Origin of the sequence: Paenibacillus barengoltzii NBRC 101215 (genome assembly GCF_004000745.1) — a bacterium.
GTDB lineage: Bacteria > Bacillota > Bacilli > Paenibacillales > Paenibacillaceae > Fontibacillus > Fontibacillus barengoltzii.
The window spans coordinates 1-13,677 of sequence record NZ_BILV01000073.1 but is presented as its reverse complement, the minus strand read 5'-3'; the positions used below and the strand labels follow the sequence as shown (position 1 = coordinate 13,677).

The 13,677-nt window shown below is 50.4% G+C and carries 17 protein-coding genes; all 17 read left to right on the top strand.

Features of this window, described 5'->3' with window-relative positions; genetic code table 11:
- On the top strand, positions 1-709 hold a 709-nt coding region (locus PBA01S_RS17970; RefSeq protein ID WP_255315389.1), incomplete at its 5' end, for a CheB methylesterase domain-containing protein.
- Between the two features lie 72 nt (positions 710-781).
- A complete protein-coding gene (locus tag PBA01S_RS17965) occupies positions 782-2,866 on the top strand; it encodes a chemotaxis protein CheA (RefSeq protein ID WP_028539379.1) in 2,085 nt (694 codons plus the stop codon).
- Positions 2,867-2,899: 33 nt separating this feature from the next.
- A complete protein-coding gene (locus PBA01S_RS17960) occupies positions 2,900-3,361 on the top strand; it encodes a chemotaxis protein CheW (RefSeq protein WP_016312426.1) in 462 nt (153 codons plus the stop codon).
- Between the two features lie 4 nt (positions 3,362-3,365).
- Positions 3,366-3,995, top strand: coding sequence for a chemotaxis protein CheC (locus PBA01S_RS17955; RefSeq protein ID WP_016312425.1), 630 nt, complete (start codon positions 3,366-3,368; stop codon positions 3,993-3,995).
- Positions 3,985-4,482 carry a chemotaxis protein CheD gene (locus PBA01S_RS17950; RefSeq protein ID WP_016312424.1) on the top strand — a complete coding sequence of 166 codons (498 nt, stop codon included), beginning with the start codon at positions 3,985-3,987 and terminating at the stop codon, positions 4,480-4,482. The genes PBA01S_RS17955 and PBA01S_RS17950 overlap by 11 nt, the downstream gene beginning before the upstream one ends.
- Positions 4,483-4,484: 2 nt before the next feature.
- Positions 4,485-4,907 (top strand): hypothetical protein, encoded by a 423-nt coding sequence (locus PBA01S_RS17945; RefSeq protein ID WP_016312423.1) that lies wholly within the window; start codon positions 4,485-4,487, stop codon positions 4,905-4,907.
- A gap of 15 nt (positions 4,908-4,922) precedes the next feature.
- On the top strand, positions 4,923-5,711 hold the full coding sequence (locus PBA01S_RS17940) for a FliA/WhiG family RNA polymerase sigma factor (RefSeq protein ID WP_016312422.1): 789 nt from the start codon (positions 4,923-4,925) through the stop codon (positions 5,709-5,711).
- Positions 5,712-5,752: 41 nt separating this feature from the next.
- Positions 5,753-7,162 carry a flagellar assembly protein A gene (locus PBA01S_RS17935; RefSeq protein WP_028539376.1) on the top strand — a complete coding sequence of 470 codons (1,410 nt, stop codon included), beginning with the start codon at positions 5,753-5,755 and terminating at the stop codon, positions 7,160-7,162.
- A 65-nt stretch (positions 7,163-7,227) separates the two neighbouring features.
- Positions 7,228-7,551: a hypothetical protein gene (locus PBA01S_RS17930; protein WP_028539375.1), complete on the top strand. Its 324-nt coding sequence runs from the start codon at positions 7,228-7,230 to the stop codon at positions 7,549-7,551.
- Between the two features lie 35 nt (positions 7,552-7,586).
- A complete protein-coding gene (locus PBA01S_RS17925; protein WP_028539374.1) occupies positions 7,587-8,204 on the top strand; it encodes a hypothetical protein in 618 nt (205 codons plus the stop codon).
- Positions 8,201-8,818 (top strand): endolytic transglycosylase MltG, encoded by a 618-nt coding sequence (locus PBA01S_RS17920; protein ID WP_028539373.1) that lies wholly within the window; start codon positions 8,201-8,203, stop codon positions 8,816-8,818. Before PBA01S_RS17925 ends, PBA01S_RS17920 begins: the two co-directional genes overlap by 4 nt.
- Positions 8,819-9,037: 219 nt before the next feature.
- Entirely contained in the window at positions 9,038-9,736 is a 699-nt protein-coding gene (rpsB, locus tag PBA01S_RS17915) for a 30S ribosomal protein S2 (protein ID WP_016312417.1), read from the top strand.
- A 199-nt stretch (positions 9,737-9,935) separates the two neighbouring features.
- Positions 9,936-10,586 (top strand): translation elongation factor Ts, encoded by a 651-nt coding sequence (gene tsf, locus PBA01S_RS17910; protein ID WP_016312416.1) that lies wholly within the window; start codon positions 9,936-9,938, stop codon positions 10,584-10,586.
- A gap of 94 nt (positions 10,587-10,680) precedes the next feature.
- Positions 10,681-11,409, top strand: a complete 729-nt coding sequence (gene pyrH / locus PBA01S_RS17905; RefSeq protein ID WP_127576473.1) for a UMP kinase — start codon at positions 10,681-10,683, stop codon at positions 11,407-11,409.
- Positions 11,409-11,963, top strand: a complete 555-nt coding sequence (frr, locus tag PBA01S_RS17900; protein ID WP_127576472.1) for a ribosome recycling factor — start codon at positions 11,409-11,411, stop codon at positions 11,961-11,963. Before pyrH ends, frr begins: the two co-directional genes overlap by 1 nt.
- Before the next feature lie 72 nt (positions 11,964-12,035).
- Positions 12,036-12,803 (top strand): undecaprenyl pyrophosphate synthase, encoded by a 768-nt coding sequence (uppS, locus tag PBA01S_RS17895; RefSeq protein ID WP_016312413.1) that lies wholly within the window; start codon positions 12,036-12,038, stop codon positions 12,801-12,803.
- A gap of 19 nt (positions 12,804-12,822) precedes the next feature.
- Complete coding sequence (locus PBA01S_RS17890; RefSeq protein ID WP_127576471.1) at positions 12,823-13,620, top strand: phosphatidate cytidylyltransferase; 798 nt, start codon at positions 12,823-12,825, stop codon at positions 13,618-13,620.
- Positions 13,621-13,677 lie beyond the last annotated feature (57 nt).

Below are 13,677 nucleotides of genomic sequence, written 5' to 3'. Positions count from 1 at the left end.
GGCCAAGCCCGCATCGCCGCCGCGGCAGGCGCCGGCGGCGGAAGTGGCCGCCGCTCGGGAGAAGACGAGCGGCCATGCAGGCAGAGGGCGTCCCCGTTCCGTACGCCCTGCAGGGGAGTTCACCGATCTCGTAGCGATCGGTACTTCAACCGGGGGCCCCAAGGCGCTTAAAGCCGTCTTGGAGAAAATCCCCGGGGACTTTCCGGCGCCAATCGTCATCGTGCAACACATGCCGCCAAACTTTACCAAGTCGCTCGCTCAGCGGTTGAACAGCTTATGCGAACTCAACGTCGTTGAGGCAGAGCAAGGCCAGGAGCTGCAAAGTGGGACGGCATACATTGCTCCGGGAGGTTTCCATATGAACGTCGTACCAAGTCCGACAGGCGGTTATCGCGTCCATTTGACGACCGACAAGCCATGTAACGGACATCGACCTTCGGTGGACGTCTTGTATGAATCGCTGCTCCCGCTGCAAGCACTGAAACGTCATGTTGTACTGCTAACGGGGATGGGCAGCGACGGGGCGAAAGTCATGAAGCGGCTTTATGACGCTGGCGTGACTTCCACTATTGCCGAGAGCGAAGAGACGTGCGTCGTATTCGGTATGCCGCGCTCGGCAATCGAACTGAAATGCGTCAGCCATGTATTACCGCTATACGAGATTGGCCCTAAGCTTGTACAAGAAGTAGCTAAAAAAGCCAGCTTGTAAAGATCCTAACCCTTTTTTAGCTCACCACGAAAATGAGTTATTAACGGAATCTCTTGGAGGAGGTGCCTCACCATGGACATGAATCAGTATTTATCCATGTTTATCGATGAGTCGAACGATCATTTGCAATCATTAAACGAAAAAATGTTGGAGCTGGAAAACAACCCTGAGGATATCAGCATCGTTCAAGTCATCTTCCGATCGGCGCATACGCTGAAGGGGATGGCAGCGACGATGGGGTTCGAGGATTTGTCCTCGCTCACGCACCAGATGGAGAACGTGCTGGACCTCGTCCGGAACGAGAAGCTGAAAATGCAGGAGTTTATCTTCGACACTCTGTTTAAGAGCTTGGATGCGCTGCAAATGATGGTGCAGGACATTACCCAAGGCGGCGAAGGGAAAGCGGACGTCAGTGAAATCGTTGACGCGCTGCAATCCATCGTACGCGGGGATTTTGCGGAAGGCGGAAGTGCGGCGGCAAGCAAGCCGGCAGCAGGTGGATCCGCGGCGAACAGTGCATCGGCCATCCAACTGGATCAATATCAATTTTCCGTCTTGGAGCAGTCCATCACGGAAGGACATAAAGTGTTGTACATTGAAGTGGCGATCCGAGAGGATTGTCAATTGAAAGCAGCACGCGCCTACCTCGTCTTTGATCTCCTGGAACGATTCGGGGAAATCGTGAAGTCTTCGCCATCTGTACAGGATATTGAGCAAGAGAAATTTGATCGAAGCTTTTCCCTTTATTACATAACTCAAAAAGATTCTGCCGAGATTCAAAGCATGATTATGAATCTGTCGGAAATCGATACGGCACAAGTTGCAGCGCTGGATCATGAAACTTTGGCACAACTGAATGCCGGTTCGAAGGAGGCAGCTGCGGCAGCCGAAGCTGCAGCGCCAGCTCCTGCTCCAGCTCAGACCAAAGCCCAATCCGCTCCAGCTAAACCAGCTGCAGCACCTGAAGCAAAAGCAAATGCTCGCCCAGCTGGAGGTGCCTCCGCTCCTGCCCGTACAATTCGGGTAGATATCGACCGGCTGGACGTGCTCATGAATCTGCTCAGCGAATTGTTGATTGACCGTGCTCGCTTGGAGCAGCTGGCTACTGAAGTCAAACGAAGCGACTTAACGGAAACCGTTGAGCATATGAGCCGTGTCGGCAGCGACTTGCAGAACATCGTGTTGAAGCTGCGGATGGTTCCGGTCGATACCGTGTTCAACCGCTTCCCGCGGATGGTTCGCGACCTGGCGAAATCGCTCGACAAGAAAATCGATCTGAACATCGTCGGGGCCGAAACCGAACTGGATCGCACGGTCATCGACGAAATTGGAGATCCACTCGTGCATTTGCTTCGGAATGCCGTCGACCATGGGGTAGAATCTACGGCTGAACGGATTGCTGCAGGCAAACCGGAAACCGGGACAATTCAGCTGCGGGCTTTCCACAGCGGCAACCATGTGTTTATTGAAATCGAAGATGACGGACACGGCATTGACCGTAATAAGGTTCTGCAAAGAGCGCTTAAGAACGGCATCGTCAAGGAGAGCGAAGCTGCCTCGATGACGGACGAGCAGGTGTACATGCTCTTGTTCGCTCCGGGCTTTAGTACAGCCGAGGTCATCTCCGATATTTCTGGACGCGGGGTTGGACTTGACGTCGTCAAATCCAAAATCGAATCCTTAAGCGGCGTCGTTTCGGTGGAATCGAAGCTGGGTGTCGGCACGAAGTTTTCCGTACAGCTTCCACTGACTTTGTCGATTATTTCGGCAATGCTCATTAAGGTTGGGGAAGAAAAATATGCGATTCCGCTGTCCTCCATCGTCGAAACCGGCTTAATCCGGCGCGACCAGATTCGAGAAGTCCACGGTTATACGATGGTGGCTTATCGCGATACCCATATTCCATACATGTCGCTAGCGAAGCTGTTTGACATACCGGGCTTCTCTGAAAGCGATGAAGAGGAGACAGAAATCGTCGTGATCCGCAAAGGCGACAGGCTAGCTGCCCTAGCGATTGAGGATTTCATTGGCCAAAGCGAAATCGTCATTAAGAACCTGGGCAAATATCTGCCTTCGATTCAAGGGGTTGCTGGTGCAACGATCTTGGGGGATGGTCAGGTAGCGCTCATCATCGATCCAAACGCCTTCATTAAATAAGGTCAGTTATACACTCTAAGGGAGGGTTTCCACATGGGAGAGGAATTAAAAGTTATCGTATTTAAGTTGGGGCATGAAGAATACGGGATCGACGTGGACAAAGTCCAAACGATCGAACGCATGATGCCGATCACGCGCGTTCCGAAGACCTATTCATTTGTTAAAGGCGTGATTAATCTGCGCGGCGTCGTCATTCCGGTGATCGATTTGCGCGGCCGCTTTGGATTGCCGGAGACGGAATACACGGATCAAACCCGGATCATTATTGTCTCGGCTAATGAAATGGAGGTTGGTTTCATCGTTGACTCTGCTAATGATGTTATCGACCTGAATACCGACTTGATCGACTCGCCGCCGGATGTTGTTGGCGGTATCAAAGCGAAATATCTGCATGGGGTAGCTCGGATTTCCGAGGATCGGCTGTTGGTGATGTTGAATTTGTCGGAAGTGCTCAGCCGGAAGGAAATTATTCAATTAGAAAGCTTAGAGGGCTAATACCGTGGATTTGTTCAGAGGGTTCGAAGACTTCAAAATCGATATTTTGAAGGAGGTCGGCAATATCGGGGCGGGAAATGCCGCTACGGCTTTGTCCAAGCTGCTGGACAAGCCGATCGATATGGCCGTTCCGATGGTCCAAATGCTCCCGTTTGAAGCGATTGCGGATCGTGTCGGCGGCGCGGAGAACTTGGTGCTGGCTGTATTCTTCCGAGTAGAAGGCGATGCGCCGGGCAATTTGTTCTTCATCCTAAGCCCGGAAGCTGCGAAGAAGCTTCTGACTCGCTTGGCCGGCATCACGGTGGATAATGGTGAAACCTTCTCTGAGATGGAATGGTCGGCGTTATCGGAAATCGGTAATATTTTAGCCGGCTCGTATTTATCCTCGCTGGCCGATTTCACCTCCTTGCAAATGTCGCCTACTGTACCTGCTTTAGCTCTAGATATGGCGGGTGCGATCTTGAGTTACGGACTCCTGCAATTTGGTGAAATGGGGGATTCCGCCCTGCTGATCGACACGAAATTTATTGAAGGTCAAGATGAGGTCGAAGGTCAGTTCTTCCTCATTCCGGATCCGGATTCATTCGCCAAAATCTTTGCAGCACTTGGAGTACCAATTGATCATGATCGATGAGCAGTATGTCGTCAAGGTAGGCATGGCCGAGTTGAATGTCATTACTCAGCAGGGATTGATACGGACAACCGGCCTAGGCTCCTGTGTAGGATTAACCTTATACGACCCGCAGCTTAAAATTGCCGGTCTTGCGCATGTGATGTTGCCTTCCTCGGACATCGCCCGGGAAGGGGCGTTAAATATCGCCAAGTATGCAGATACAGCCATTCCGGCACTCTACCGGAAGCTGCTGGACCTTGGCGCAGCGCCAAGCCGACTGGTTGCCAAGATGGCTGGCGGATCGCAAATGTTTACCTTTGCCGGCAGTAGTGACACGATGAGGATTGGTCCACGTAATGTGGAGTCCTGTAAAGAGCAGCTGTCTGAGCTCGGCATTCCATTGCTTGCAGAGGATACGGGCGGCAATTACGGCCGAACGATTGAACTGGACAGCATGACAGGGATCTTATATGTGCGAAGTGTACAAATGGGGATAAAGGAATTGTAGCCATGCCAGGAAAATTGAGATATTACTTGTTGTCGGGCTTTATCGGTTTTCTAATTACGTTTGCCGTTTCGGCAGGAAACAATTTATTCATGACCAGCTTTGTACGAGGGCTTATTTCGTTTGCCGTTTGGTTTCTGTTGGCGTTTGCGGCCAACTGGATGTTGGGGTTCCTGAAGGAAATGCCAGGGGATTATACTCCTGCTCTGGAGGCTGACCCAGCGTCCGAAGAGGGCAAGGGCACGAATCTCGACTTGCTGACGCCGGACGAAAGCGAGCAGCTCAATGATCTGTTAAAGCCAACTCCGGCTGCTTCGGATGTGGAGAAGCAATTTGCGCCGCTAAATCCGCCAAAATTAGTGAAGACACCTGACGGCAAAGATCCTGAAGAGCTGGTTAAGGTCGTTCGTCACCTGACAGAACAATAAGGAGGGTGAAGGCAGTTGAACGAGCGGAAGACATCCACTCTAAATCATGCCGACCTTTGGGAAAGTTGGAAAGAGCACGGTGATTTAGAGGCCAAGAAACAACTTATCGAGAAATATCTGCCCATTGTCGACTACGTTTCAGGACGTCTCGCTGTCGGTTTGCCCAAAAACGTATCCAAGGACGATCTCGCCAGCAACGGTGTTATGGGATTGATCGATGCGGTCGAAAAGTTTGACTACAAACGGGGACTTCAGTTCGAAACCTATGCATCTTGGCGGGTACGGGGGGCGATTTTGGACGGCCTGCGGCAAGGGGACTGGGTTCCCCGATCCGTGAGAGAGAAAGCCAAGAAAATCGAAGAAGGTTATCAACATTTAGAGCAGCAATATCTCCGCTCCGTCACTGACGCTGAGATGAGTTCCTATCTCAATGTAAGCGAGAAGGAATTTCAAAGTATGCTTCAGGAAGTTGCCGTAATGACCCTATGCTCGCTGGAGGATCCTATCCGCGAAGAAGAATCGGAGACTCGTCTTACTTTACTCGTTGACGAAAAGGCAAAAAACCCGGATTATAAGGTTAGGGAGTTCTATCTTCGTGAATCCCTTGCGAAAGGGATTGAGAAGTTGACCGAGAAGGAACGTACAGTAGTCTCCCTACTCTATTATGAGGATTTATCCTTGAGCGAAATCGCCGAGGTCATGTCTTTGTCACCCTCGCGGATTTCGCAATTACACTCTAAGGCGATTTTACGCCTTCGGGGCAGTTTGGAGAAGCAACGCGATTTGTTGCTGGCTGAAGACTGACGAGTTATTTTAAGCGAGTGAATGATGAGGGGGACGGCTTCGTGGAGCTTTTGGATAATTTAAAACAGATCTTGAGCGTGACGTTAAACGATGATAAGACTGTAGCCTATCTGCAATTTCTGAAGAAAGAAGATGATTTTTCATGTACCCCGGATGAGCTGCTTCACTTCCTGCGGAGCGAAGGCATTAAATATGGGGTTCAGGAGGATATCGTCAAGCGATTTGCAGCCAATCCTAAGGAATACTTCTTTAGCAAAACGCCGATCGCGATGGGGCAAGAGCCGGTTCATGGGGAAAACGGGTTTATCCGCTATGCCATCTCCATCGACGAGGAGAATCAACATCGGCCGGTTGAAACGGAAGACGGCAAAGTTGATTTGAAGGATGTGACGCGGCTTAATAACATCCGTAAAGGACAACTGATTGCTGAGTTGGTACCCCCAGTTCCAGGGCGCCCTGGAACGGCGGTGACGGGCGAAGCGATCCCCTGCCGAGAAGGTAAAGAAGCACGATTTAAAGTGGGCAAGAATGTTGTGTTAAATGCGGAACAGACCGCAATGTATGCCGCCATCGACGGTCTGGTGACGCGAACGGAAAAGGGGAAGCTTAATGTGTTCCCGGTTTACGAGATTAACGGAGACGTCGATTACGGTGTTGGAAATATCGATTTCGTCGGAACGGTTGTTGTCCGCGGGAATGTGCTGACAGGCTTTCGCATTAGTGCTGCCGGGGATATTCGCGTCATAGGCGGAGTAGAGGGAGCTGAGTTGATTGCAGACGGTTCTATCGAAATCTCCGGAGGTATCATCGGATATAATAAAGGCCTGATTAAGGCGGGGCAAAACGTAAAAAGCTCGTTTATCCAAGATGGTAATGTCCATGCGGGAAAAGACGTGATCGTGTCCCAAAGTATTATGCACTCCAACATTAGTGCTGGTCAGGATGTTATTTGTAACGGAGCTAAGGGATTGATCGTTGGCGGGAACATTCAAGCTGGGGAGAAAGTGGTTGCCCGAGTTATTGGGAATCCGATGTCGACATTAACCTCAATCGAAGTTGGTGCATTACCTGAATTACGGAATGAACTGCTGGAACTTCGGCAGCAGGTCAAGGACCAGTTGGCCAACTTGGACAAGACGGAGAAGGCGCTTACGCTGCTTGATCAGCTGGCTTCCATGGGTAAATTGCCGCAGGACAAGCTCGAGATGCGTGCGAAGCTGAATATGACCAAGAAATCGAACACCCAGGAACTGAACCTGATGAAGGAACGCATTCTGACGATCGAGAAGGCACTTGAGGATACGGGGAAAGCTAGAGTTGAAGTCCTTAAAATGATTTACGGCGGTTCCAAGATCGTCATTGGACGATATACCAAGTACATTAAGGAGCCCATTTCGCGAATGACTTTCTATTTTAGCGAAGGGGATATTTCTATGTCTCCTCTCATCTAGACCTGGTATGCCAAGGAAGCTTTTTCGATTTATCCATTCCCTTCGTTGAATCATGAGGTGATCCCATGAATATGAAACCCGTGGAAATGCAAATCGCAGTCCCTCGGACAAGCGAGGCGGGGCGTGTACAACATGATCAGCAGCAACGGCCTCTTCATGACCAAAGTCTGTTATCGCTTCAAGGGTTAAAGGATAGCGAGATTGAGCGCCGGCGCAGCGCTAACGTTGATGAGAGTGCTCATAATACGACGGTAAAGCGCGAAGGGAAAGGTAATTTCACATCGGAGCAGGAACACGGCAGCTCCCAGGACAAGCCGGACGAGCAAGGACAAGGACATCATAAGGCGGAACATCCTTATAAGGGCAAGCATATCGACTTGTCTTTATAAAGGAGACCACATGAACGCAAAGGGTGAGGATTAGATTGTCATTTGGAGAGCCTTGGTTTTACATTGTGTTGCTTGGGGCAGCGGCGCTTGTCTATGCCCTGCTGTTGCCAGGACGCCAAGCAGCGGCACCCAAAGCGGAAATGGCCAGGGAGCTGGAGGCCACTTTGGAGCAGTACATGGCGGAAATCGAAAATGAAAACCAAGAATTAATTGATATGGTTGCGAAGATGAAGCAGGATTTAACCTCCAAACAGTTAGCTCAGCAGGAGCAGATTGCCGAGTTGCGTCAACGTTTGGGGGATGCAGAAGCTTACGCCAAGCAAACGGAAGCACGGCTTGAACTTGTGGAGCAAAACTTGAAGGAGAAGCCGATTCATGCTGCATCCTCAGGACCTGTGGATGCCCCGCTAGTTATCCAACCTCAACTTGAGGCTGCGGTTGCTGCGGAGTCCGATCATTTGCCTGCAGAACCAGCTCCGGAACCGGATGAACCGGAGCTGCCGCAACAAGATCTGGTTCGGGATCGTTATCCCGAACTGTTCGAGTTGTATGACAAAGGGAAGTCGATCGATATGATCGCCAAAGCGACGGGCTTACAACGTGGGGAGGTTCAGCTGATCCTGCAGCTGGCCAAGAAGGAGGAGTCCCGATGATGAAAAACCGCCAGTTTATGCTTGGTTTGGGGTGCGGACTCATCGCCGGGGCTTTACTGCTGCAGCTTATGCTGATTGGACAAGGCAGCAAAAATGATCTCCAATCGAAGGAGGAAATCGAACGCGCTGCCGTGCTGGCCGGTTTGAAGGTCGTGGAGGCGGATCAGGAATTGTTCACGGAAGAGGAATGGTTGGAGCGTTCCGGGCAATCATCGGATTCGGCTGGGAATGAGGGTGAGAACGATGATGCAACACCGGCGGATCCTAATCAGCCAGATGCACCTGCGTCTCCGAAAGCTCCTGACGCTCCAGAAGCAGGGGAAGGATCGGCATCTTCTGATCCCAATGCCGGAGGAACGAACGAGCCCGCTGCTCCAAACCCGCCACAACCAGCGACAGTGGAATACAAGATTGTGGCTGGGACAACGCTGGAAGGCGTAGCTCAAGGCCTGGAGCAAGCCGGGGTAATTGAGGATCAAGATGCGTTTCTGAAAACTGCAATCAATAAGAAAATCAACCGCAAGGTTCGCGCAGGCACCTATACTTTTCAAGTTGGCGAAAGTTATGATTCGATTATTTCAAAAATCTCCATAAAGGCTTCCGGAAGCAAATAAATAGATGTATAAAAAGGCGCCTGAGGCGCCTTTTTATGTTGCTGTCATTTTGCGTCAAACTTTGGTTGCATCCCTATTTTAGTTATGGTATATTAATTGACGGTGTTATAACGCACGCAGGATGATTTCGCTAAGGGTGCTCGCGATTGAGGGAGTCTTAGCGGGAAATGAAACCTGCGGAGGAAGCATCAAAAAAACCAAACTAGGAGGTGCGTGAAGATGGCAGTAATCTCCATGAAACAACTGCTTGAAGCAGGGGTTCACTTCGGTCACCAGACTCGTCGCTGGAACCCGAAAATGGATCGTTATATCTTCACCGAAAGAAACGGAATTTACATCATTGACCTGCAAAAAACGGTCAAGAAAGTGGAAGAAGCTTATAACTTCGTAAAAAGCATTGCTGAAGAGAATGGCACCATTCTGTTCGTAGGCACGAAGAAACAAGCTCAAGATTCTGTTAAAGAAGAAGCTGAACGCGCTGGTCAATTCTACATTAACCAACGTTGGTTGGGCGGTACGCTGACGAACTTCCAAACGATCCAAAAACGGATCGAACGTTTGAAACAACTTGAAACTTGGGAAGAAGACGGTACTTTCACGGTTCTGCCGAAGAAAGAAGTTATCATTCTTCGCAAAGAGAAAGAACGTCTTGAGAAATTCCTGGGCGGGATCAAGAACATGAAGAGCTTGCCAAGCGCTCTGTTCGTAATTGATCCTCGCAAAGAACGTATCGCAGTTGCCGAAGCTCGTAAATTGGGTATCCCAATTGTAGGTATCGTTGACACGAACTGCGATCCAGACGAAATCGACTACGTCATTCCGGGTAACGACGACGCGATCCGCGCCGTAAAACTGTTGACGGGTAAAATGGCGGATGCCGTGATCGAAGCTCATCAAGGCGAACAAACGACGGCTTAATGGCTTTGGCCATACGCTAAATCGATAAATTAAATGAAAAGGGTGGTTGGTAGGTGTCAAACCTCTCACTACCCTTTTTTTAAAGGAAATGGACGGGATAGAAGCTTCTGCAGTACGATCTTATTCCATCTGCAGATGGTTTTATGCCTACACAGTTACAGGGGATATCCCCGATATATCGATATGGAGGGAATTAAACATGGCTGTTGATGCAAAATCGGTCAAAGAACTACGTGAAAAAACCGGCGCGGGAATGCTGGACTGCAAAAAGGCGTTGGAAGAAGCTAACGGCGATATGACGAAAGCTGTTGAACTCTTGCGTGAAAAAGGTCTGGCTGCTGCAGCGAATAAAGCTGGCCGGATCGCGACAGAAGGCGTTGTTGAATCTTATATCCATGCAGGCGGCCGTATCGGCGTTCTGGTTGAGATCAACACAGAAACAGACTTCGTTGCGAAGAACGAACAGTTCAAAGAATTTGCACGCGACGTTGCAATGCATATCGCTGCGATGAGCCCTCGCTACGTTCGTCGTGAAGAAGTTCCACAAGAGGAAATCGAGAAAGAGAAGGAAATTCTGAAAGCTCAAGCGCTGAACGAAGGCAAACCTGAAAAAATCGTTGAAAAAATGGTTGAAGGCCGCATCGGCAAATACTACGAAGAGTTCTGCTTGATGGAACAAGCTTTCGTTAAAGACCCAGACAAAACGATTGAGCAATTGCTGAAAGAAAAAATCAGCACGATCGGTGAAAACATCTCCATCCGTCGTTTTGTTCGTTACGAACTGGGCGAAGGTCTGGAAAAGAAAGTGGACAACTTCGTAGAAGAAGTTATGTCCCAAGTGAACAAGTAAGCAAAACGATCTCACATACATGTGAAGGAAAGTTGGAACACGCCGTGTTCCTTCTTTTTTAACCCGCGAAAGAGTTCGATGTGGAGGTATACATTTGGAACAGCCAGTGTTTAAACGTGTTGTCTTAAAGGTTAGCGGGGAGTCATTAGCCGGTCAAAACGGTTACGGGATCGACGCTGATACGATCGCATCCATTGCCCAACAGGTGAAGGAAGTCGTCGAGTTAGGCGTACAGGTTGCCATCGTATGCGGCGGTGGCAACATTTGGCGCGGGATTGCCGGGAGTGCCAAAGGGATCGATCGCGCAACGGCGGATTACATGGGAATGCTCGCGACCGTAATGAATTCCCTGGCCCTGCAGGACGCACTTGAGCAAATCGATGTGCCAACTCGGGTGCAAACCTCGATTGCGATGCAGCAAATTGCCGAGCCTTATATCCGGCGCCGGGCGATTCGTCACTTGGAGAAGGGGCGGGTTGTGATTTTCGCGGCGGGTACGGGTAATCCGTTCTTTTCCACGGATACTACTGCAGCGCTGCGCGCAGCTGAAATTGAGGCAGAAGTCATCCTGATGGCAAAGAACAAGGTGGATGGCGTTTACTCCGCAGATCCGTTTGTAGATCCAAACGCGGTGAAGTACGAATCTCTCACGTATTTGGATGTGCTGAACAAGAACCTTGGTGTCATGGATTCTACGGCGTCCTCGCTGTGCATGGACAAAGATATTCCGTTGATTGTTTTTGCGATTACCGAACAAGGGAACATTAAACGCGTCGTTCTCGGTGAAAAAATCGGGACGATCGTCAAAGGGAGTGTAGATTAATGCCGCAAACGATTAAGAAACATGCCGAAGAACGCATGGAGAAAGCGATTCAGGCGCTGAGAAGAGATCTTTCGACGCTGCGCGCCGGTAGAGCTACGCCTTCGCTGCTTGATCGCATTCAGGTTGATTATTACGGTTCGCCGACGCCAATCAACCAGTTGGCCAATATCAACACGCCGGATTCCCGGACGTTGCTGATCCAGCCTTGGGACAAATCGTCGCTATCGGAAATTGAGCGGGCGATTCAAAAATCCGATCTCGGATTAACGCCTGCAAACGATGGTTCGTCTATTCGATTGACGATTCCTGCCTTGACGGAAGAGCGTCGGATCGAACTTGTGAAGATGACGAAGAAATTCGGTGAGGAAGCGAAAGTGGCGATCCGCAACATTCGCCGCGATGCGAACGACGACATCAAGAAGCTAGAGAAAACCGACATTTCTGAGGATGAATCGCGTCGGCATCAAGAAGACATTCAGAAAACGACAGATAAATTTATCGCGGAAGTGGATAAGGTCCTCACTGCGAAAGAAAAAGAGATCATGGAAGTCTAAGAGACAAAAAAGCTGCCCCTCCTATTACGGTGGGGTTTTGTCTCTTTTTCATCATCGGCTGGAGGAAAAGGAATGATCAAGTTATTTCAACCTTGGCGGAAAAAGAAAAATCCTGGGGCATCCGTCAGCCTGTCCCCGGACAATATCCCGAAACATGTTGCGATTATTATGGACGGGAACGGAAGATGGGCGCGCAGGCTTGGTATGCCGCGAATCGTCGGCCATCGATCGGGGATGAAAGCGGTAAAGCGGGCAACGATCGCTGCTGACGAACTTGGCATTTCCATTTTGACGTTGTATGCTTTCTCAACGGAAAATTGGAAACGGCCGAAGGATGAAGTGGACTATTTGATGTCGCTTCCGCAGGAGTTTCTGGCGATCGAGCTGGATGAATTGGTTGAAAAGAACGTCCAGGTTCGCATGATGGGACATACGGATGAGCTGCCCGCGCATACGATTGCGGCAATGGAGGAAGCGATTGAGCGGACGAAGCACAATACCGGCTTGATCTTGAATTTTGCTTTAAATTACGGCAGCCGTCGCGAGATTACGGAAAGCGTCAAGGGGATTGCGAAGGCTGTGCAATCCGGGGAACTGTCGGTGGAGGACATTACGCCAGAGACGATTGAATCTCGGCTGTTATCCGCCGGGTTGCCTGATCCGGATTTGCTGATTCGTACGAGCGGAGAGCTGCGGTTAAGTAACTTTATGTTATGGCAAACGGCGTATAGTGAGCTTTGGTTCACGGATATCCTGTGGCCGGATTTCAGCAAGGAGCATTTGGTTCAAGCAGTGGCGGAGTATCAACGCCGCACGCGGCGGTACGGCGGATTAACCTAGCGATGGAAGGTGTAGACTGGTGAAACAGCGTTTGATAACGGGGATCATTGCCGGCGGCTTTTTCCTCGGAATGTGCTGGCTTGGCGGAACTCTCTATCATGTACTCATTATGCTTATGGCGCTCATCGGATATTACGAATTCGTACGTATGACGCGCATCCCAGCATTCCAGGGCACGGCCATCCTGGGTTATTTAGGCGTGGTTTATCTTACGTTTCCGTGGCGGCTGCTTGAGATCGACCGACCGCTGAGCGATATGGCGGTGCTGTGGTTATTTATGCTGTTCTTCCTTGCGGTAACCGTGATCAGTAAGAACGAGATCCCAATCGGTCAAATCGCCCTGCTCTATCTTGGGATGGTTTACGTCGGCATCGGATTTGCGGCGATTGCAGAAACACGCAATACACCCGACGGTCACGGCTTATTCTGGACGTTTCTGATGCTCGCGTCGATCTGGAGCAGTGATGCAGGGGCTTATTTTGCTGGACGGCGGTTTGGGAAGAATAAGCTCTGGCCTGCGATCAGTCCGAATAAAACCGTTGAAGGGGCGCTGGGCGGCGTTTTGCTGGCGGTCATCGTTGCGGTGATCTTTGCGCTCGCTTCCGGCGGGTTGCTTACGATTGGACGAGCCGTCCTGCTCGGGATATCTGCGGCAGTTGTCGGCCAATTTGGCGACTTGATCCAATCGGCTTACAAGCGTGTATATGGCATCAAGGATTCCGGCAATTTGTTGCCGGGGCACGGCGGAATTTTGGATCGGTGCGATAGTTGGGTTACGGTATTCCCGTTCATACATATCCTAACCCTTCTTCCTTAAGGTGGATTTAAAATCGGCTTCTCATCACGGAGCGAAGTCAGGGAAGTGGAAGCGGCG